Here is a 21,165-nt window from a genome sequence, read left to right as displayed (position 1 = left end):
GCAGGCGCCGCGGCCCGTGACCCGGGCGGGGGTGGGGGCGTTCAGCTGGAGGGCGGCGGGGGCCCGGCCACGCCGCCGCCCAGCTGAACCGACCGGAGCCCAGACAAGGCGACGCATGTCTCACCCCGCATCTCTCCGACCACCCGGCGTGCCTGCCGCCCGCAGGTCCGAGCCGCCGCCCGTGCACGGCGCCGTCATCTGCGTCGCCGCGCCCTGCCTGGTCATCTCGCCGGAGCACGGCCAGCTGACGGGGCGGGGGATCGACGGGATCTACCGCTCCGGGCGCCGGCTGCTCTCCCGCTGCGTGCTGCGCGTCGGCGGGCGCGATCCGGTCGCCGTTCAGGGGCGCAGCCTCGGCGCCGACCGGGCCGTCTTCACCGCGACGGTGCGCACCGGGGCGGAGCCCGGCCCCGACCCGGACATCGGGGTGGAACGGGTCCGGCACGCGGACGGCACCGAGCGGATCACCCTGCGCAGCTTCGCGTCCCGGCCGGTGCGGCTGCCCGTGGAGGTACTGCTCGGCACCGACCTGTCGGAACTGGCCGCCGTGGCCGCCGGGCTCGCCGGGCCGGAACTGCCTGCCGGGGTGCATGCCGCAGGGCTGCGGTGGAGCACCGGCGAGGCGCAGGCCGTCATCGCCGCCGAGCCGCCGCCCGACGATGCGCTGGCCTCGTCCGGGCTGCTGCGCTGGCAGCTCGAACTGGGCCCCGGCGAGTCACACACCATCGAGCTGCGGACCACGCAGGACCGGGTCACGCGGGCGTCAGCCGGGCAGGTGGCGAATCCGCTCGCCGACGCCCGGGCCGAGGGTGACGACCCGAGAGTCGAGGCGTGGTTCCGCACCAGCATCGAGGATCTCGGGGCGCTGTTGCTGAGAGATCCCGGGGAGCCGGGCGACGCCTTCGTGGCCGCGGGGGTGCCATGGCGGCTGGGACTGGCCCCGGCGGAGTCCCTCTGGGCCGCCCGGATGGCGCTGCCGCTCGGGACCGGACTGGCCGCGGCCACCCTGCGGATCCTGGCCCGCAACCAGAGCGGCGGGAGCGGCCCCGACGCGGGGAAGATCCCGGGCCCGCTGCGGGGGGCGGGCCCTCAGCTCCCGCCGGGGTGCACCGGTACGGAGGCGACCCTGGCCTTCCCGGCGGTGCTCGCCGAGGCCCGGCTCTGGGGGATGCCGGAGGAGGAGGTGGCCCGGCTGCTCCCCGCCGCCGAGCGGTGCCTCGACTGGCTGCGGGGCGCTCTGGGCAAAGACGGCTTCCTGGCCGATCCCGACCCGGGGCCGCGGCGCTGCGAGACCCAGGCCCACGCCCACCGGGCCGCCCTGCTGGGGGCCGACCTGCTCGCCGCGTGCGGGCGTCCCGGGGCCGAGGAATGGCGGCAGTGGGCGGCCGCGCTGCGGGAGCGGTTCCGGGCCGGCTTCTGGATCGACGGTCCGGACGGGGGCAGGCCCGCGGCGGCCCTGCACCCCGACGGCCGGCCGCTGCCCCGGCTGACCGGGGCCGCCGCACACCTGCTCGACACCGGGCTCCTCGGCGGCGGCCGGCTCGCCCCGGGCCTCCTGGACCGGGCCTGCACCGAGCAGTTGGCCCGGCTGCTCGGGGCCCCCGCCATGGACTGCGGATGGGGACTGCGGAGCATGGCCGCCAAGGAGCCGGGACACAACCCCTTCGGCCACCGCTCCGGGGCGGTACGGGCGTACGAAAGCGCCGTGGCGGTGGCCGGACTGGCCCAGGCGGGCTTCGAGAAGGAGGCCGCGGGCCTTCTCCGCGGTCTGTTGGACGCGGCGGAAAGCTTCGGGTACCGGCTGCCGGAGATGTTCGCGGCCGAACAGCGCGTTTCCCACAGCGCCCCGCTTCCGCACCCGGCCGCGTGCCGCCCGGCCGCGGTGGCCGCGGCGGCCGGGGTGCACGTCCTGACCGCCCTCGCCGGAATCCGTCCCGATGCCCCCGCGGGCACGGTCGCCCTCGCCCCGCTCCCCGGCGCGCCCCTCGGCGCACTCCGCCTCTCCGGCCTGTGCGTATCGGGGGAGCCCTTCGCCGTCCGGGTCAGCCGGCTCGGCCTCGGCATGGTGGAGGAGGCCGCGGATGCGCTCCAACTGGGAGGTTAGAGGTGTCTTGCCGGTCAGGCCGGACACACCCGGCCCGCACAACGGCGCCTTCAAGGTCACCAAAGCGCTGTTTATCGTCAGGCAGACGACTATGATCGCGGCATGTCGCCCTACGACCCGTCGGCCTTTCCGCCCTTTGCCGTCACCGTCGACCTGGTCGTGCTCACCGTGCGGCGCCACGCGCTCTGTGCGCTGGTCGTCCGGCGGGGTGAGCAGCCCTTCCAGGGGCGCTGGGCGCTGCCCGGCGGATTCGTACGCGGAGACGAGGACCTCGCGGCGGCTGCGGCCCGGGAACTCTCCGAGGAGACCGGCCTGTGCGCACACGACCCCGCCCTCCCGGGCGTGGGTAACGGGGCCCATCTCGAACAGCTGGCCACCTACGGTGGCCCGAAGCGGGATCCGCGGATGCGCGTCGTCAGCGTGGCGCACCTGGTGCTGGCCCCCGACCTGCCGGCGCCCCGCGCTGGCGGCGACGCCAACAGCGCCCGCTGGGCTCCCGTCGACGAACTGCTCGCATCCGAGGAGCAGACCTCCGCGGGACTCGCCTTCGACCACGCCCGGATCCTCGCCGACGGCGTGGAGCGGGCCCGCTCGAAGATCGAGTACTCCTCGCTGGCCACCGCCTTCTGCCCGCCGGAGTTCACCGTCGGCGAGCTGCGCCGGGTCTACGAGGCCGTCTGGGGCGTGGCCCTCGACCCGCGGAACTTCCACCGCAAGGTCACCGGGACCCCCGGATTCCTGGTGCCGGCCGGAGGGACGACGACCCGTCAGGGCGGACGCCCGGCACAGCTGTTCCGCGCCGGCGGAGCCACCTTGCTCAATCCGCCGATGCTGCGTCCCGAGGTCTGACGCCGCACCACCAGCCCCGGTCCCCGGCCCGGTCCCCGGTTTCGCCCCGGCACCCTGGGCCGACCCGGCCGCAATATTGGCATTCCATCGGACCGGTTGCGCTGCAAATCGGACATATCGCGTTATCTTGCTTGCGGTACTCACGCTGCCGCAGAGCGGTCTCACCCCCCGCGAGAGAAGCGATGCTCCAGGCCATCGGACTTACCAGCAACCCCCGCCCCGACGCCCAGCCCCTCGTGGACGACCTCACCCTCGAGGTCCGCCCGGGGAGCGTGACCGCCCTGCTCGGCGAGCCGGGATCGGGCAAGACCACCGCACTGCGGCTCATGCTCGAACTCGAACCGGGCCGCGGCGTCACCTACTTCCGCGGTCGCCCGCTGCACCGGATCCCGTACCCCGGCCGTGAGGTCGGCGTGCTGCTCGGCGATGTCCCCGGCAATCCCGCGCGCACCGTACGCAACCAGCTGCGGATGCTCTGCGCCGCCGCCGGGGTGCCGGCCTCCCGGGCCGACACCATGCTCGAGGTCGTCGGGATCGCGGGTCTGCGGGACCAGCGACTCGGCTCGCTCTCGCTGGGCATGGAACGCCGCGTCGCGCTGGCCGCCGCGCTGCTCGCCGATCCCTGCACCCTGCTGCTGGACGAGCCCGCGGCAGGTCTCTCGCCCCGCGAGAGCGGATGGCTGTACGGGCTGCTGCGCGGCCACGCCTCCCTCGGCGGAGCGGTGCTCTTCACCACCGACGACGCCAAGGAGGCGGCACGCAATGCCGACCGGATCGTCAGCGTAGAGGCAGGCCGGCTCGTCGCCGACCAGGACGCCGCCGAGTTCGCCCGGACCCGGCTGCGACCGAGGGTCGCCGTGCGCACCCCGCACGCGGCCCGGCTGGCCGACGTACTGGGCCGCGAGGCCCGGGCCGCCCAGCGCGCGGTGGAGATCGTGGAGGAGAGCGGCAGCCGCCTGTCGGTGTACGGCAGCAGCTGCGCGGAGGTCGGCGAGGCGGCGTTCAAGCACGGCGTGCTGGTCCACCGGCTCGCCGACGAGACCGGAGACGCCGGCGCTCCCGCGCCGCCGGTCCCGCACGCCCGGGCCGCCGCCGAAGCGGAATCCGACGCGACGTCCGACACGGCTTCCGACGCGGCGTCCGGCTGGGCATCGGGCAAGGCCGCCACGGGTGGACGGTCCCGGCGCGCCCGGTCGCGGCGGCCCGCCTCGGCGGTGCGCCGCGTCGGCGGACCCATGAGGCCGCTGCGCTACGAGCTGCTCCGGGTCTTCGGCACCGCCACCCCCTTCCTCACCACCGCGGTCGTCGCCGTCGTCTCCGTTCTGACCGCGCTCGTACTGGCCCGGGCCGGGCACACGCCGCAGAACCGGCTGCTCGCCGCCTGGCCCGAGCTGCTGCCGCTGCCGCCCGCGGCCCTCGGCGCGGGCCTGCTCGGCGCCCTGGCCTTCGGCGAGGAGTACCGCTACCCCGCGCTCGCCGCCGATCGCGGCACGGTGCCTCGCCGGATGGGGCTGCTCGCCGCCAAGCTCGGCGTCTGCGCCGTCCTCGCCCTCCTGCTGGGCGCCCTGGTGGTGGTGGCCGACGCCGCCGCACTGGCCCTCGTCTTCGACAGCGGCCCGCTGCGCACCCCGGTGGAGTGGCTCTCCCCGGCCGCGAGTTGGGCCGGGCTGCTCATCGGCTGCGCCTGGGCGGGCGTCCTGGCCTCCGGCGTCTTCAGATCGGCCACCGCCGGCCTGGCCGCGGTGCTCGCCGTGCCGGTGATGGTGGTGCCGCTGGTGCGCAAGGTGCTGGAGGGTTCGTCCGCGTACCCGGTCACCGGACTCGGGCCCCGGCTGCGGAGCCTGACCTGGGTGCAGTGGCCGCCCGAAGCGGACCGCCTGGTCCTGGGGGCCTTGCGGGTCATGGCCCAACCCGTCGGCACCGCTCTGGTGTTGTCGCTGATGGTCCTGTTGTGCGCCTATGGGTTCACCGGACTGCGCAGCCGGGTCCGTTGGTGATCGTTCCGGTGCACAGAAGGCCCGTACGAGACCGTTGGAGTCCACCTCGCGTGATGCGGACCGCAACTCCCCGCAAAAGGCCCGGTTCTTTACGATAAGTCGTCAATTGCGTAGGTGGCACCGATCACCCTTTCGTGTGCTTTTCACCAAAGACCTCAAGGGCAATGGAGGCACGGCCGACAAAGGATTCGTGAGTACCCTTGCGCACACCATGATGACCGCCGCCCGCCATGCCGACTCCGGCCTCGCCGGCCCGGGCGAACTCGACCGCTACCCCTACGCGGAGACCCCCGGGTCCGACCGCGTCGCAGCGCCCCACTGGGACGGCGCCGACGTCGAGTTGAGCCGCGTCGGCCGCCGCGCCGCCGGCAGCCGCGGCCGCGGACTGCACGGCCAACTCGTCCAGCAGCTCGGCCAGATGATCGTTTCCGGTGATCTCGGAGCGGACCGCCCGCTGGTCCCCGAGGAGATCGGCCAGCGTTTCGAGGTCTCCCGGACCGTCGTCCGCGAGTCGCTGCGGGTCCTGGAGGCCAAGGGCCTCGTCAGCGCCCGCCCGAACGTCGGCACCCGGGTCCGCCCGGTCGCCGACTGGAACCTGCTCGACCCCGACATCATCGAGTGGCGGGCCTTCGGCCCCCAGCGCGACGACCAGCGCCGCGAGCTCAACGAGCTCCGCTGGACCATCGAGCCGCTCGCCGCCCGCCTCGCCGCCGGGCACGGCCGCCCGGACATCCAGCAGCGCCTCGCCGACATGGTCGAGATCATGGGGCACGCCCTCGGCCAGGGGGATTCGATCACCTTCGCCCGCGCCGACAACGAGTTCCACGCTCTCCTCATCCAGGTCGCCGCCAACCGCATGCTGGAGCACCTCTCCGGCATCGTCTCCGCCGCGCTCCAGGTCTCCGGCAGCCCCGTCACCGCCTGCGACCGTCCGAGCGAGGCCTGCGTCGCGCACCACGCGCGGATGGTCGAGGCCCTCGCCGCCGGGGACGCGATGGGCGCCGAGAACGCCATGCGCCAGCTCCTGACGGTGCATCCGGAGGTAGAGCGCGTGGTCCCCGCCCCGCGCGAGCACTGACGGGCGTACCCGCGGGGGCGCGGGGGTGCACGACATGTCGCCGGGCCCGGTCGGGTCCGGCGACACCGGCGTGCGGCGCCGCATCCGGCCCGGCAGGAACCGTGCGTATGACCCTATGACCGGCATTGCCGCATACGGGGTGTGACTCGGGCCACGAAGATTGGGCGTAACGCTCTGCGAGGTCACGCGATGACCTAAGAGGTGATGGCCGACGGAGGGAAGACAGCAGCCCTTGGGGGTGCTGTACAGCTCCCCGGCCCCTGCCCGCGCCCCCGGCCCATCCCCAGTCGGTGGTCGTCGGCTCCGGTCCAGCACCACCAGGCCCGGGGTCGGAACCCGTTCCCATCGTTCCGAGAGGTTGTTCGTGTCGGCCAGCACATCCCGTACGCTCCCGCCGGAGATCGCCGATTCCGAGTCTGTGATGGCGCTCATCGAGCGGGGCAAGGCCGAGGGGCAGATCGCCGGCGATGACGTGCGTCGGGCCTTCGAGGCTGACCAGATTCCTGCGACCCAGTGGAAGAATGTTCTGCGCAGCCTCAACCAGATCCTCGAGGAAGAGGGTGTGACGCTGATGGTCAGTGCCGCGGAGTCGCCCAAGCGCACCACCCGCAAGAGCGTCGCAGCGAAGAGCCCGGCAAAGCGGACGGCCACCGAGCCCGTGGCCAAGAAGACGGCGGCGAAGACGGCGGCGGCGCAGCCCGCGGCCACCGCCGCCGCGGCGCCGGCGGCCGATACGACGGACGCGGACACCACGGACGCCCTGGCGCAGGAGCCCGGAACCGAGCCCGCCGCGAAGAAGACGGCGGCCAAGAAGACGGCGGCGAAGAAGGCCGCGCCCGCCAAGAAGACCGCCGCCAAGAAGACGGCGGCGAAGAAGACCGCCTCCAAGAAGGACGCCGACGAGGCCGGTGGCGAGGAGACCCCGGAGGAGGGTCCCGACGCCGCCAAGGCCGAGGCCGACGAAGAGGAGGAGGGCGGGGAGAACAAGGGCTTCGTCATCTCCGACGACGAGGACGACGCCCCCGCCCAGCAGGTGGTCGTCGCCGGTGCCACCGCCGACCCGGTCAAGGACTACCTCAAGCAGATCGGCAAGGTCCCCCTCCTCAACGCCGAGCAGGAGGTCGAGCTCGCCAAGCGCATCGAGGCCGGACTGTTCGCCGAGGACAAGCTGGCGAACTCGGACAAGCTGGCGCCCAAGCTCAAGCGCGAGCTGGAGATCATCGCGGAGGACGGCCGCCGCGCGAAGAACCACCTGCTGGAGGCCAACCTCCGCCTCGTGGTCTCCCTCGCCAAGCGCTACACCGGCCGCGGCATGCTCTTCCTGGACCTGATCCAGGAGGGCAACCTGGGCCTGATCCGCGCGGTCGAGAAGTTCGACTACACCAAGGGCTACAAGTTCTCCACCTACGCGACGTGGTGGATCCGCCAGGCGATCACGCGCGCCATGGCCGACCAGGCCCGCACCATCCGCATCCCGGTGCACATGGTCGAGGTGATCAACAAGCTCGCCCGCGTGCAGCGCCAGATGCTCCAGGACCTGGGCCGCGAGCCCACCCCGGAGGAGCTGGCCAAGGAACTCGACATGACCCCCGAGAAGGTCATCGAGGTCCAGAAGTACGGCCGAGAGCCGATCTCCCTGCACACGCCGCTCGGCGAGGACGGCGACAGCGAGTTCGGCGACCTGATCGAGGACTCCGAGGCCGTCGTCCCGGCCGACGCCGTGAGCTTCACGCTCCTGCAGGAGCAGCTGCACTCGGTGCTCGACACCCTGAGCGAGCGCGAGGCCGGCGTGGTCTCGATGCGCTTCGGCCTCACGGACGGCCAGCCCAAGACCCTCGACGAGATCGGCAAGGTCTACGGCGTCACGCGTGAGCGCATCCGCCAGATCGAGTCGAAGACGATGTCGAAGCTGCGCCACCCCTCCCGCTCCCAGGTGCTGCGCGACTACCTCGACTGACCGGCACCGGGCTGACGGCGATACCGACACCGGCGCCGGTGGCCGCGCGGGTGCGCACGGCCACCAGGCATCCCACTCTGGGTGTAGTCATGCACACTCGGAGTCAGGAGGCCTCATGCGTCGTCCCATTGCCCGCGCTCTGGCGGGAGCGCTGACCCTGGCGGCGGGAGCGGCCGCGGCACCGCTGACCCAGGCACCGCAGGCGGCCGCGGACAGCGTGGTGATCGGCGGCAAGCCGGTGAAGGTCGGCGAGAGCCCCTGGGTCGTGGCCCTCGCCAGCCGTGACCGGTTCGGGGGTACGCGGGGCGGCCAGTTCTGCGGGGGCGTCGTCGTGGCCCCGACGAAGGTGCTGACGGCGGCCCACTGCCTGGGCCGCGAGGTGCTGGGCGGCCCGGTCGAGTCGGTCAGCGATTTCCGGGTGGTCGCCGGGCGTACGGAGCTGCGGGCGACCGACGGCCGGGAGATCGCGGTGCGCGGTGCGCGGGTGAACCCGGAGTACGACCCGCGCAGCAATGCCGGGGACCTCGCCGTCCTGGAACTCGCGGAATCCCTGCCGGCGCACTACGTGCTCCCCATGGCCGGCGCGGGTCACGCCTCGTACGCGCCGGGGACCGAGGCGGCGGTGTACGGCTGGGGCGACACCAGCGGTTTTGGTGACTATGCGTACGCACTGCGTGCCGCGCGGGTGACCGTGCTGTCCGACGAGGTCTGCGGGCGGGCCTATCCCGGGGACGCGAACGGTCAGTACCGGGCGGAATCCATGGTGTGCGCAGGCGACGACGACGGCGGGAAGGACGCGTGCCAGGGCGACAGCGGGGGACCGCTGGTGGCCCAGGGGCGGCTCATCGGCCTGGTGTCGTGGGGGCGCGGCTGCGGCCGGGCCGACAGCCCGGGGGTCTACACGCGCATCGCGCCGCTGGTCGGCTTCGTGACGGGCCCGGAGAGCGGCGCGCAGCCGACCGGGGTCCAGGACACCGGCCCGAGCCCCGGGAGGGCCTCCGGGCCGGGTGCAGGGCCCGTACAGGGGCATCGCACGGAGAAGGGCCCGTAAGCCACCGGCCGTGATGGAGCGGCGGCGGGCCCGGGTATGAGGACGGGCGGCACCCCTGGGTCTCAGGAATGCCGCCCGTCGACCGGCCTGGCCGGTCCTGGCTCGTCGGATGCGAGGAACAGGCCTGTGTCAGCGGTCCTCGGGTTCGGCATGGGCAGCCGGAGCGGACGTGAGCCGCTCGGTCTCATCCTGTATTTCCGCGGCGATCTTCTTGAGTTCCGGCTCGAACTTGCGACCGTGGTGGGCGCAGAAGAGCAGTTCACCGCCGCTCAGCAGGACGACGCGCAGATATGCCTGGGCGCCGCAACGGTCGCATCGGTCAGCGGCCGTCAGCGGGGTCGCGGGTGTCAGAACAGTAGTCACGTCGCCTCTTCTCTAGCTCGACGAGCTGTCGTACCAGGGTCAACATCCAACCAGGCCGAAAACGTTCCCGCTCGCGGCTTTTCCTCGAAACTTCCTTCCGAAGCTGGCCGGCTGTTGCCGGTTGGCGGCGAAGGAGCCGTATTGCGTTGCTCTACGGTTTCGCGTTGTCAGTCGTTCGCTTGTTGCAGTTCCATCCTCCCCCGGCGTGAGTGCCAGGTTGTTCATGAGGACGTGCCCGAACCCTAAATGGTTCATGCCTGGAAGGGAACGTGATGTTTGCTTCACCCCCACGGGGGATCGAACATCCGTGCGGATCTGGACTAGGCTGAGGAATGCGCGAGGGTGGCGTTGCATCGGCTCTACCTGGCCTCGGTACCCTTCGACCGGCAACCGAGCCACCCCTGCGCCCTGCCGGGCCAGAAAAGAAATTCAGCGAGGAGCGAACTGCGTGACCGCCGACACGTCCGTGCCTTCCAGCGCGCTGCTGTCCGGAGCAGACCGGGACGGTTCCAACTACACCGCGCGGCACCTGCTCGTCCTCGAAGGGCTGGAGGCCGTCCGCAAGCGCCCCGGCATGTATATCGGCTCGACCGACAGCCGAGGCCTCATGCACTGCCTCTGGGAGATCATCGACAATTCCGTCGACGAGGCCCTGGGCGGGTACTGCGACCACATCGAGGTGATCCTCCACGAGGACGCCTCCGTGGAGGTCCGGGACAACGGCCGCGGCATCCCCGTGGACGTCGAGCCCAAGACCGGCCTGTCCGGCATCGAGGTCGTCATGACCAAGCTGCACGCCGGCGGCAAGTTCGGCGGCGGCTCGTACGCGGCCTCCGGCGGCCTGCACGGCGTCGGCGCATCCGTGGTCAACGCCCTCTCGGCCCGGCTCGACGTCGAGGTCGACCGCAACAGCGCCACCCACGCCATCAGCTTCCGCCGCGGCGTCCCCGGCATGTTCACCGAGCAGGGCGCCGAGAGCCCCTTCGACCCCGCCAACGGCCTGCGCAAGGTCAAGCGGGTCGCCAAGGGCAAGACCGGAACCCGGGTCCGCTACTGGGCCGACCGCCAGATCTTCCTCAAGGACGCCCGGCTCAACCTGGAGACGCTCTACCAGCGCGCCCGCCAGACCGCCTTCCTCGTCCCCGGCCTGACCCTGGTGGTCCGCGACGAGCGGGGCATCGACGGGGCGGGCAAGACCGAGGAGACCTTCCGCTTCGACGGCGGCATCAGCGAGTTCTGCGAGTACCTCGCCCAGGACAAGGCCGCCTGCGACGTACTGCGCCTGACCGGCACGGGCACCTTCAAGGAGACCGTCCCGGTCCTCGACGACCGCGGCCACATGACCCCCACCGAGGTCACCCGCGAACTCGGCGTGGACATCGCCCTGCGCTGGGGCACGGGCTACGAGACCAACGTCAAGTCCTTCGTGAACATCATCGCCACCCCCAAGGGCGGCACCCACGTCTCCGGCTTCGAGCGCTCGGTGGCCAAGACCGTGAACGAGGTGCTGCGCTCGGCGAAGCTGCTGCGCGTCGCCGAGGACGACGTGGTCAAGGACGACGCGATGGAGGGCATGACGGCCGTCGTCACCGTCCGCCTCGCCGAGCCCCAGTTCGAGGGCCAGACCAAGGAGGTCCTCGGCACCTCGGCCGCCACCCGGATCGTCGCCGCCGTCGTCGCCAAGGAGCTCAAGGCCTTCCTGACCTCCACCAAGCGCGACGACAAGCAGCAGGCGCGCTCGGTGATGGAGAAGATCGTCGCGGCGGCCCGGACCCGGATCGCGGCCCGCCAGCACAAGGAGGCGCAGCGCCGCAAGACCGCGCTGGAGTCCTCCTCGCTCCCCGCCAAGCTCGCCGACTGCCGCAGCGACGACGTGGACCGCAGCGAGCTCTTCATCGTCGAGGGCGACTCCGCCCTCGGTACCGCGAAGCTCGCCCGCAATTCCGAGTTCCAGGCGCTCCTGCCCATCCGAGGCAAGATCCTCAACGTCCAGAAGTCCTCGGTTTCGGACATGCTCAAGAACGCCGAGTGCGGGGCGATCATCCAGGTCATAGGAGCCGGCTCGGGCCGGACCTTCGACATCGACGCCGCCCGGTACGGGAAGATCGTCCTCCTGGTCGACGCCGATGTGGACGGCGCGCACATCCGCTGCCTGCTGCTCACGCTCTTCCAGCGGTACATGCGTCCGATGGTCGAGGCGGGCCGGGTGTTCGCGGCCGTGCCGCCGCTGCACCGGATCGAGCTCGTCCAGCCGAAGAAGGGCCAGGACAAGTACGTCTACACGTACTCGGACAACGAGCTGCGCCAGACCCTGCTGGAGTACCAGCGCAAGAACATCCGGTACAAGGACTCGATCCAGCGCTACAAGGGTCTCGGCGAGATGGACGCGGACCAGCTGGCGGAGACCACCATGGACCCGCGCTTCCGCACCCTTCGCAGGATCAACATCGGTGACCTCGACTCCGCCGAGACGGTCTTCGACCTGCTCATGGGCAACGAGGTGGCCCCGCGCAAGGAGTTCATCACGAGCTCCGCGGCCACCCTGGACCGCTCGCGCATCGACGCCTGACCCGGCGGGTACGCCTCGCACACCGTCGCTCTTCGCTCCATCACCTGAAGGAGTGAAGAGCGACGGGACATCAGTCCGGAAAGGGACCATTGAGCACATCCTTGTGAGCACGCGGCCAATGCGGCAGCGGACAAGGAGAGTTCGGTGGACAAGCACGAAGGTCGTGATGCCGGAACGATCCGGCTGGACGACCCCTGGTACGACGCGCTGGCCGTCGGCTGGGGCGAAGGGGAGGAAACGTCCCCGCCTCAACCGGCCCCCGGCGGCCGCCCCGCGCACGGGGCGTCCGACATCTACCTCGAAGTGCAGCGCAGCGCCGCCTTCCAGGAGGTTCGCAGCCGCTACCGCAGGTTCGTCGTCCCCGCGACCGCCGGTTTCTTCCTCTGGTACGTCGCCTACGTGGTCGCTGCCACCGCGGCGCCCGGCCTGATGGCCCGGCCCGTGGCGGGCGCGGTGAACGTGGCCATGCTGGCGGGGCTCGGCCAGTTCCTCAGCACCTTCCTGCTGACCTGGGCCTACGCACGCCACGCGCGGCTTCGCCGGGACCGGGCCGCGCTCGACCTGCGCTGGACCGTCTTCGAGCAGGAGCGCGACCAGGAGCGGAACCGGGCGAAGGGGGCAGGCCGGTGACCACCGAGCACCAGACCCTCGCGCTGATCCTGTTCAGCGTCTTCATCGCGGTGACGCTGGGCATCACCACCTGGGTCAGCCGGAACCGGCACGGGTCGGCGGAGGAGTTCTACGCGGGCGGGCGGCTGTTCTCCCCACTGGAGAACGGTTTCGCCATCGCGGGCGACTACATGTCCGCCGCGTCCTTCCTCGGCATCTCCGGACTGATCGCCCTCTTCGGCTACGACGGATTGCTGTATTCGGTGGGGTTCCTCGTCGCCTGGCTGGTGGTGCTGTTCCTGGTCGCCGAACTCGTAAGGAACTGCGGGCGTTTCACCCTCGCCGATGTGGTCGCCGCCCGGATGAGCGAGCGGCCCGTGCGCATCGCGGCCGGCACCTCCTCGGTGGTCGTCTCCGTGCTGTACCTCGTCGCGCAGATGGTGGGCGCGGGCAGCCTGGTCGGCCTGCTGCTCGGGAGTTCGACCCCAGCGGCCCGGACGCTCGCGGTGATCGGCGTGGGCGCCCTGATGGTGGTCTACGTGTCCTTCGGCGGGATGCGGGCCACGACGTGGATCCAGATCGTGAAGGCCGTGCTGCTGATGGGCGGGGCGATCACCCTCACGGTGCTCGTGCTCCTGCGCTTCCACGGGAACTTCGACCAGCTGCTCACCACGGCCGCCGACCGCAGCGGGCACGGGCTGCGCTTCCTGAGCCCCGGCCTTAAGTACGGCGGGGACTGGACCGCCCGCTTCGACTTCATGAGCCTGGGCCTCGCGCTGGTGCTGGGCACCGCCGGGCTGCCGCACATCCTTTCGCGCTTCTACACCGTGCCCACCGCGCGGGCCGCCCGCCGGTCGGTGGTGTGGGCGATCGCGCTGATCGGCGGCTTCTACCTGATGACCATCGTGCTCGGCTTCGGGGCGGCCGCCCTGGTGGGCCCGGACCAGGTGCGGGCCTCCAACGCCTCGGGGAACACGGCCGTTCCGCTGCTCGCGGCCTTCCTCGGCGGCGGCGCCGGCTCCACCGGGGGCGCGGTGCTGTTCGCCTTCGTGGCCGCCATCGCCTTCGCCACCATCCTCGCCGTGGTAGCCGGGATCACCCTCGCCTCCTCGGCCTCCGTCGCGCACGACCTGTACGCCTCCCTCAAGCGCCGGCACGCCAGGCAGCGCAGCGAGGTGTCCGTGGCCCGGATCGCGGCCGTCGGCATCGGGGCGGTGGCGATCGCGCTGGGGCTGCTCGCGCAGAACCTCAACGTCGCCTTCCTGGTGGGCCTGGCCTTCGCGGTGGCCGCCTCGGCCAATCTGCCGGTGCTGCTCTACTCGCTCTTCTGGCGCGACTTCACCACGCGGGGAGCCGTCTGGGCGGTGTACGGAGGTCTGGTTCCGGCGGTGCTGCTGGTCGTCCTGTCGCCGGTGGTCTCGGGAAGCCCCGAATCGCTCTTCCCGGGCGTGGACTTCCAGGTCTTCCCGTTGCAGAACCCGGGCATCGTCTCGATCCCGCTGGGCTTCCTGGCGGGCTGGCTCGGCACCGTCACCTCGGGTGAGGAAGCGGACGAGCGCAGGCACGCGGAGACCGAGGTGCGTTCGCTGACCGGGGCCGGTGCGGTGTGAGCCCGCTCAGGAGCCGTCGGACGGGCGCCAGGTGTAGCGGTGCTCGGGGCGGCCGGTCTCTCCGTAGCGCAGGGCGAGCGTGACGCGGCCGGTGCGGTCCAGCAGCTTCAGGTAGCGCTGGGCGGTCTGGCGGCTGATGCCCGCGCGGTCGGCGATCTGCTGGGTGGAGAGCGGGCCTTCGGCCGACAGCAGAACCTGGCGGACCACTTCCGCGGTGGTGGGGGAGTGACCCTTGGGGAGGTCGTTCGGGGACCCGGCGGTGGCCAGGGCGCCGAAGATCCGGTCCACCTCGGCCTGTTCGGCCTCGCCGCCGGTCTCCAGGGTGCGGCGCAGCGTCCCGTACGCCTCCAGCTTCGTGCGCAGGCCGGCGAAGGTGAAGGGCTTGACCAGGTACTGGAGGGCGCCGAGGCGCATGGCGGCCTGGACGGTGGCCAGGTCGCGGGCGGCCGTCACCATGATCACGTCGGTGCGGAGGCCGCGTTCACGCAGGCGGCGCACCAGGTCCAGGCCGTTCTCGTCCGGGAGGTAGTGGTCGAGGAGGATCAGGTCCACGGGGTGGGCGGTGAGGAAGTCGAGGGCCTCGGCCGCCGAATGGGCCTGGGCCGCGACCCGGAAACCGGGAACCTTCGCCACATACGCCGCGTTGATCCGGGCAACGCGCATGTCGTCGTCGACGACCAATACGTGAATCGGGGTCTCGTTCATCGCAGGGCCTCCGGGAGTACGACGGAGAACTCCGCCCCTCCGTCCGCTGCCTCGCCGGCCCGGGCGCTGCCGCCCTGCCGTTCCGCGAGACGGCGTACGAGGGCGAGGCCCAGCCCGCGCTCGCGGTGGGCCTTGGGCTGCTTGGTCGACCAGCCCTCCGTGAAGATCTCCTCGCGGCGTGCGGCAGGGACCCCGGGGCCGCTGTCGCGCACCCGCAGCACGGCTGTGCGGCCTTCGGCGCTCAGCTCCACTTCGACCAGGGGCGCCGTCGAACCGACGGCGGCGTCCAGGGCGTTGTCCACCAGGTTGCCGAGGATGGTGACGAGGCCTCCCGGGTCGACCACGCGGTCGGGGAGGAAGGTGGTTCCGGCCAGCCGCAGGGGGACGCCGCGCTCCGCCGCGACCGTCGCCTTGCCGACGAGGAGGGCCGCCAGCAGGGGGTCGTGGACCTTCTCGGTGACCTGCTCGGCGGTGGTGCGGTGCACGCCGACGACCTCGGTGACGAACTCCACGGCCTCCTCGTGCAGGCCCAGCTCCAGCAGGCCGAGGAGGGTGTGGAGGCGGTTCGCGTGCTCGTGGTCCTGGGCGCGCAGGGCGTCGATCAGGCCCCGGGTGGAATCGAGCTCGCGGCCCAGGTGCTCCAGCTCGGTGCGGTCACGCAGGGTGGCGACGGCGCCGCCGTCCTCGGTCGGCATCCGGTTGGTGACCAGGACGCGCGGCCCCTGGACGGTGACCAGGTCGCGGCCGGTGACGCGGCCCGACAGGACGTCGGCGGTGCGCCCCGCGCCCAGTACGTCGTCCAGCGGGCGTCCGGCGAGGGAGGCGGCGGAGTCCGGGGTGAGGCCGAGCAGGCGGGCGGCCTCGTCGTTGACCAGCCGGATCCGTCCCTCCCGGTCGAGGGCGATCACGCCTTCGCGGATGGAGTGCAGCATCGCCTCGCGCTCGGCGAGCAGGCCGGCGATGTCGGAGAAGGCGAGGTCCCGGGTCTGCCGGTGGATCCTGCGGGACAGCAGATAGGCGGCGAGTGCGCCCGCCGCGAGGGCCCCGCCCGCGTAGGCCAGCAGGCCGGGGATGGCGCCGAGCAGCCGGTCGTGGACGCTGTCGTAGGCGATGCCGACCGAGACGGCGCCGATGATCTCGCCGTCGGCGGCCAGGAGCGGGACCTTGCCGCGGGCCGAGCGGCCCAGGGTGCCCTCGTCGATCTCCATGACCTCGCGGCCCGCCAGGGCGTCGCTGGGGTCCGTGGAGACGGGCAGCCCGATCCGGTCGGGGCTGGGGTGCGAGCGGCGGATGCCGTCCAGGTCGAGGACGACCACGTACTCGGCGCCGGTGGCCCGGCGGATCCGCTCCGCCGAGGACTGTACGGGGCTGTCAGCCGATGGCCCGGAGTCCAGGAGGTCGGCGGCCAGCGAGGGGTCGGCCGCGGCGCTCTGCGCGATGGCCAGGGCGCGCCGCATGGCCTGGTCGTCGAGCTGAGCGCTCAGCGGGGCCAGGAACAGCCCGGTGGCCAGGACGACGACCCCGCCGGCGATGGCCAGCTGGGTGAGCAGGATCTGGGAGACGGCCCGTCTGGGCAGCCCGAGGCGCCGAGCGCTCATGAGGAGGAACCGCATGAGTAGCAACGGTAGGTCGGCTCGGGCATAAGCGGAATTTCCATGGTGCACGCAAATCGCTTGCGCTATTTGCGCCCAGCTTGCGCAAGTGTTGACGGCACGAAAATGCGGTCATGGCAGTAGACGACTGAGCAATGCTCTGCAACTCTCGCACCGCACGCTGCAAATTCCTATCTCACCTGGTTCAGAAAACTCATGCCGAGGGACGAGGACATATGAGAAGGCTCAACTGGAGATGGCGGGCACTCGCCGCCCTCATCACCACAGCCCTGCTGATCACGGGCTGGCCCGCCCTGAGCGCGGTGGCCGCCGGCGGTCCGAGCATCGCGGCGGGCCGCCCCGCGGCCGCGAGCAGCACCAACGGCGCCTACGGGGCCGCCAACGTCACCGACGGCAACCAGTCGACGTACTGGGAGAGCGCCGGCGGCACCCTCCCGCAATGGGTGCAGACCGATCTCGGCGCCACCACCCGGGTCGACCAGGTGGTGCTCAAGCTGCCCGCCGCCTGGGAGAGCCGCAACCAGACCCTGTCCGTCCAGGGCAGCGCCGACGGCACCACCTTCAGCACCCTGGTCGGCTCGGCCGCCTACACCTTCGGCCAGGGCAGCGGGAACGTGGTGACCATCGCCTTCCCCGCCACCCAGACGCGGTACGTCCGGATCGACATCACCGCGAACACGGGCTGGCAGGCCGCGCAGCTCTCCGAGCTGGAGGTCCGCGCCCCCGGCGAGTCCTCCGCCAACCTGGCGCTCGGCAAGACCCTGACCGCGAGCAGCAGCACCCAGGTCTACGTCCCGGCCAACGCCAACGACGGGAACACCGCCAGCTACTGGGAGAGCGCCAACAACGCGATGCCCCAGTGGATCCAGGCCGACCTCGGTGCCTCCGTACGCGTGGACCGCGTGGTCCTGAGGCTGCCGGAGGGCTGGGGTGCCCGTACCCAGACCCTGAAGCTCCAGGGCAGCGCCAACGGCTCGGACTTCACCGACATCACCGCCTCCAGGGGCTACGACTTCAACGCGGCCGGCGGCAACGCCGTGACGATCGCCTTCGACGCCGCCACCACCCGCTACCTCCGCGTGCTGATCTCGCTCAATTCCGTGCAACCCGGCGGCCAGCTATCCGAGCTGGAGATCTACGGGCCGCAGACGGGCGACACCCAGGCGCCTACGGCCCCGACCGCGCTCGCCTACACCGAGCCCGCCACCGGCCAGATCAAGCTCACCTGGCAGGCGGCCACCGACAACGTGGGCGTCACCGGCTACGACGTCTACGCCAACAACCAGCTGCGCACCACCGTGGCTGGCAACGTCACCACCTACACCGACACCCAGCCCACGAGCGCCACCGTCAGCTACTTCGTGCGCGCCAAGGACGCGGCCGGCAACCAGTCCCCGAACAGCAACAGCGTCACCCGCGCCGGGGACACCGGCGACACCCAGGCCCCGACCGCCCCGGGCTCCCTGACCCTCACCGAACCCGCCGCCGGCCAGGTCAAACTCACCTGGCAGGCGGCCACCGACAACGTGGGCGTCACCGGCTACGAGGTGTACGCGAACAACCAGCTGCGCACCACCGTCGCGGGCAACGTCACCACCTACACCTACACCGACACCCAGCCCACGAGCGCCACCGTCAGCTACTTCGTGCGCGCCAAGGACGCCGCGGGCAACCGCTCCGGCGACAGCAACACCGTGACCCGCAACGGCAGCGGGGGCGGCGGTTCCAACCTTGCCGTGGGCAAGCCGATCGCCGGCTCCTCCGTGATCCACACCTTCGTCGCGGAGAACGCCAACGACAACAGCACCAGCACCTACTGGGAGGGCGCGGCCGGTGCCTATCCGAGCACCCTCACGGTGAAGCTCGGAGCCAACGCCGACCTCGACCGCATCGTCCTCAAGCTCAACCCGGACAGCGGGTGGGGCACCCGTACCCAGAACATCCAGGTTCTCGGCCGGGAGCAGAGCGCCGCGGGGGTCACCGGTCTGGTCGCCGCCAAGGACTACGCCTTCGACCCGGCGTCCGGCAACACCGTCACCATCCCGCTGACCGCCCGCATCGCGGACGTGCAGCTGCGCTTCACCGCCAACACCGGGGCCTCCAACGGCCAGATCGCCGAATTCCAGGTCATCGGCGTCCCGGCGCCCAACCCCGACCTGGAGATCAGCGCGCTGAGCGCGGCCCCGGCCACCCCGGTGGAATCGGACTCCGTCACCCTCTCCGCGACCGTCAGGAACAGCGGCCCAGCCCCGGCCGCCACCTCCGCCGTCTCCTTCCGGCTCGGCGGCACCAAGATCGCTGCGGCCGACGCGCCCGCGCTCGCCGCGGGAGCGACGGCCACCGTCACCGCCGGGATCGGCCCGCGCGACGCGGGGACGTACCCGCTGAGCGCGGTCGTGGACGAGGCGGACACGGTCGTCGAGCAGAACGACAGCAACAACACCTTCACCGCCTCGCCGCTCGTGGTCCGCCCGGTCGACAGCTCGGACCTGGTCGCTTCGGCCGTGAGCTGGTCGCCCGGCGCACCCTCCGCAGGCCAGCCGGTGGACTTCACCGTCACCGTGAAGAACCAGGGCACGGTGGCGGCGGCCGCCGGCACGCACGGGGTCACCCTCACCCTGCAGGACGCGGCCGGCGCCACCGTCCGCACCCTGACGGGATCCTTCGGCGGCGCCCTCGCGGCCGGTGCCTCCTCGGCCCCGATCGCGCTCGGCAGCTGGCCGGCCGCCAACGGCAAGTACACCGTCAAGGTGGTCCTCGCCGACGACGCCAACGAACTGCCGGTCAAGCGCGGCAACAACACCTCCACCAAGCCGTTCTTCGTGGGCCGCGGGGCGAACATGCCCTTCGACATGTACGAGGCGGAGGACGGGGCCGTCGGTGGCGGAGCCACTGTCGTCGGACCCAACCGCACCATCGGCGACATCGCGGGGGAGGCCTCGGGCCGCAAGGCCGTCAGCCTCGACGCGACCGGCGAGTACGTCGAGTTCACCACCCGGGCCGCGACCAACACCCTGGTCACCCGCTTCTCCATCCCGGACGCCCCGGGCGGCGGCGGCATCGACTCCACCATCAACGTCTACGTCAACGGCACCCTCAAGAAGACCCTGCCGCTGACCTCCACATACGCCTGGCTGTACGGCGCCGAGGCCTCACCGGGGAACTCGCCCGGCTCCGGCGCGCCGCGGCACATCTACGACGAGGCCAACATCCTGCTGGGCGAGACCGTCCCGCAGGGCAGCAAGATCCGCCTCCAGAAGGACGCGGCCAACACCTCCACCTACGCGATCGACTTCGTCAGCCTGGAGCAGGCCACGGCTCTCCCCAACCCGGACCCGGCGACCTACACCGTGCCCGCCGGCTTCACCCACCAGGACGTGCAGAACGCCCTGGACAAGGTCCGGATGGACACCACCGGCAAGCTCGCCGGCGTCTACCTGCCGCCGGGCGACTACCAGACGGCGAGCAAGTTCCAGGTGTACGGCAAGGCCGTGCAAGTGGTCGGCGCCGGACCGTGGTTCACCCGATTCCAGGCCCCGTCCTCCCAGGACAACACCGACATCGGCTGGCGGGCGGAGGGCACGGCGAAGGGCTCGTCCTTCTCTGGCTTCGCCTACTTCGGCAACTACACCTCGCGCATCGACGGCCCGGGCAAGGTCTTCGACTTCTCGAACGTCTCCGACATCACCATCGACAACATCTGGAACGAGCACATGGTGTGCCTCTACTGGGGCGCCAACACGGACCGGATCACCATCAAGAACTCGCGGATCCGTGACATGTTCGCCGACGGCATCAACATGACCAACGGCTCCACGGACAACCTCGTGACCAACAACGAGGCGCGGGCCACGGGCGACGACAGCTTCGCGCTGTTCTCCGCGATCGACGCGGGCGGCTCGGACATGAAGAACAACGTCTACGAGAACCTGACCTCGATCCTGACCTGGCGCGCGGCCGGTGTCGCCGTCTACGGCGGCTTCAACAACACCTTCCGCAACATCCACATCGCCGACACTCTCGTCTACTCGGGCATCACCATCAGCTCGCTGGACTTCGGGTATCCCATGAACGGCTTCGGGACGGATCCGACGACCTTCGAGAACATCTCGATCGTCCGGTCCGGCGGCCACTTCTGGGGGGCGCAGACCTTCCCGGGAATCTGGCTGTTCTCGGCCTCGAAGGTGTTCCAGGGGATTCGGATCAACAACGTCGACATCGTCGACCCGACGTACAGCGGAATCATGTTCCAGACGCAGTACGTCGGCGGTCAGCCGGTCAATCCCATCAAGGACACCATCCTGAGGGACATCACCATCACCGGGGCGAAGAAGAGCGGCGACGCCTTCGACGCGAAGTCCGGATTCGGTCTCTGGGCGAACGAGATGCCCGAGGCGGGACAGGGCCCGGCGGTCGGTGAGGTCACCGTCCACAACCTGAAGACGAGCGACAACGCCGTGGACGTACGGAACACGACCTCGACGTTCAAGATCAACCAACTGCCGTAGCCGCTGGGCAGACAGTGGGCGGGGCGCCTCCGCGGTGCCCCGCCCGCGCCGCGGCCATCTCCGGACGGGGGCGAAGCCCCCTGGCCCGACCCCTTTCGGACCGGGCTTACATGCGCCAAACTGGCCCTAATCGAACCGCAAGGAACTTGCAT

Annotated in this window: 13 protein-coding genes; 10 read left to right on the top strand and 3 right to left on the bottom strand. The window is 71.4% G+C overall.

Going from position 1 to position 21,165, the window contains the following annotated elements:
- Positions 1–115: 115 nt before the first annotated feature.
- The 6 genes from JIW86_RS12785 (at position 116) to JIW86_RS12760 (ending at position 9,036) form a co-directional block, all read left to right on the top strand.
- The gene (locus tag JIW86_RS12785) at positions 116–2,104 is read left to right on the top strand and encodes a glycogen debranching N-terminal domain-containing protein (RefSeq protein WP_257553869.1); all 1,989 of its coding nucleotides are present in this window, start codon (positions 116–118) and stop codon (positions 2,102–2,104) included.
- Between the two features lie 102 nt (positions 2,105–2,206).
- Positions 2,207–2,953, top strand: coding sequence for an NUDIX hydrolase (locus tag JIW86_RS12780; RefSeq protein WP_257553868.1), 747 nt, complete (start codon positions 2,207–2,209; stop codon positions 2,951–2,953).
- Between the two features lie 182 nt (positions 2,954–3,135).
- On the top strand, positions 3,136–4,950 hold the full coding sequence (locus JIW86_RS12775; RefSeq protein WP_257553867.1) for an ATP-binding cassette domain-containing protein: 1,815 nt from the start codon (positions 3,136–3,138) through the stop codon (positions 4,948–4,950).
- 136 nt (positions 4,951–5,086) lie between these two features.
- On the top strand, positions 5,087–6,028 hold the full coding sequence (locus JIW86_RS12770; RefSeq protein ID WP_322975519.1) for a FadR/GntR family transcriptional regulator: 942 nt from the start codon (positions 5,087–5,089) through the stop codon (positions 6,026–6,028).
- Between the two features lie 358 nt (positions 6,029–6,386).
- Positions 6,387–7,985: an RNA polymerase sigma factor gene (locus tag JIW86_RS12765; RefSeq protein ID WP_257553865.1), complete on the top strand. Its 1,599-nt coding sequence runs from the start codon at positions 6,387–6,389 to the stop codon at positions 7,983–7,985.
- Positions 7,986–8,100: 115 nt separating this feature from the next.
- Positions 8,101–9,036 (top strand): serine protease, encoded by a 936-nt coding sequence (locus JIW86_RS12760; RefSeq protein ID WP_215150786.1) that lies wholly within the window; start codon positions 8,101–8,103, stop codon positions 9,034–9,036.
- 129 nt (positions 9,037–9,165) lie between these two features.
- Here the strand turns inward: JIW86_RS12760 and JIW86_RS12755 are convergent, their stop codons facing one another.
- Entirely contained in the window at positions 9,166–9,399 is a 234-nt protein-coding gene (locus JIW86_RS12755; protein WP_030028922.1) for a hypothetical protein, read from the bottom strand.
- A gap of 448 nt (positions 9,400–9,847) precedes the next feature.
- On the opposite strand from JIW86_RS12755, the gene JIW86_RS12750 reads away from it, so the two are divergent.
- The 3 genes from JIW86_RS12750 (at position 9,848) to JIW86_RS12740 (ending at position 14,187) form a co-directional block, all read left to right on the top strand.
- Positions 9,848–11,968, top strand: coding sequence for a DNA gyrase/topoisomerase IV subunit B (locus JIW86_RS12750; RefSeq protein WP_215150788.1), 2,121 nt, complete (start codon positions 9,848–9,850; stop codon positions 11,966–11,968).
- Positions 11,969–12,112: 144 nt separating this feature from the next.
- Positions 12,113–12,598: a DUF485 domain-containing protein gene (locus JIW86_RS12745; protein WP_215148640.1), complete on the top strand. Its 486-nt coding sequence runs from the start codon at positions 12,113–12,115 to the stop codon at positions 12,596–12,598.
- The gene (locus JIW86_RS12740) at positions 12,595–14,187 is read left to right on the top strand and encodes a cation acetate symporter (RefSeq protein ID WP_215148642.1); all 1,593 of its coding nucleotides are present in this window, start codon (positions 12,595–12,597) and stop codon (positions 14,185–14,187) included. Before JIW86_RS12745 ends, JIW86_RS12740 begins: the two co-directional genes overlap by 4 nt.
- A gap of 6 nt (positions 14,188–14,193) precedes the next feature.
- Here the strand turns inward: JIW86_RS12740 and JIW86_RS12735 are convergent, their stop codons facing one another.
- Together JIW86_RS12735 and JIW86_RS12730 are read right to left on the bottom strand one after the other, a co-directional pair.
- A complete protein-coding gene (locus tag JIW86_RS12735; RefSeq protein ID WP_215148644.1) occupies positions 14,194–14,892 on the bottom strand; it encodes a response regulator in 699 nt (232 codons plus the stop codon).
- Positions 14,889–16,505: a sensor histidine kinase gene (locus JIW86_RS12730; RefSeq protein ID WP_257553864.1), complete on the bottom strand. Its 1,617-nt coding sequence runs from the start codon at positions 16,503–16,505 to the stop codon at positions 14,889–14,891. The genes JIW86_RS12735 and JIW86_RS12730 overlap by 4 nt, the downstream gene beginning before the upstream one ends.
- 215 nt (positions 16,506–16,720) lie before the next feature.
- Here JIW86_RS12730 and JIW86_RS12725 point away from each other — a divergent pair, with 215 nt between their 5' ends.
- Positions 16,721–21,013, top strand: coding sequence for a discoidin domain-containing protein (locus JIW86_RS12725; protein WP_257553863.1), 4,293 nt, complete (start codon positions 16,721–16,723; stop codon positions 21,011–21,013).
- The last annotated feature ends 152 nt before the right edge of the window (positions 21,014–21,165 follow it).

This window comes from Streptomyces sp. NBC_00162 (genome assembly GCF_024611995.1).
Taxonomy (GTDB): domain Bacteria; phylum Actinomycetota; class Actinomycetes; order Streptomycetales; family Streptomycetaceae; genus Streptomyces.
This window is presented reverse-complemented; position numbering and strand designations above follow the sequence as displayed.

Coding starts and splice junctions, on each gene's coding strand:
- JIW86_RS12785 (WP_257553869.1), top strand. CDS start 116: ATGTCTCACCCCGCATCTCTCCGACCACCCGGCGTGCCTGCCGCCCGC.
- JIW86_RS12780 (WP_257553868.1), top strand. CDS start 2,207: ATGTCGCCCTACGACCCGTCGGCCTTTCCGCCCTTTGCCGTCACCGTC.
- JIW86_RS12775 (WP_257553867.1), top strand. CDS start 3,136: ATGCTCCAGGCCATCGGACTTACCAGCAACCCCCGCCCCGACGCCCAG.
- JIW86_RS12760 (WP_215150786.1), top strand. CDS start 8,101: ATGCGTCGTCCCATTGCCCGCGCTCTGGCGGGAGCGCTGACCCTGGCG.
- JIW86_RS12735 (WP_215148644.1), bottom strand. CDS start 14,892: ATGAACGAGACCCCGATTCACGTATTGGTCGTCGACGACGACATGCGC.
- JIW86_RS12730 (WP_257553864.1), bottom strand. CDS start 16,505: ATGCGGTTCCTCCTCATGAGCGCTCGGCGCCTCGGGCTGCCCAGACGG.
- JIW86_RS12725 (WP_257553863.1), top strand. CDS start 16,721: ATGAGAAGGCTCAACTGGAGATGGCGGGCACTCGCCGCCCTCATCACC.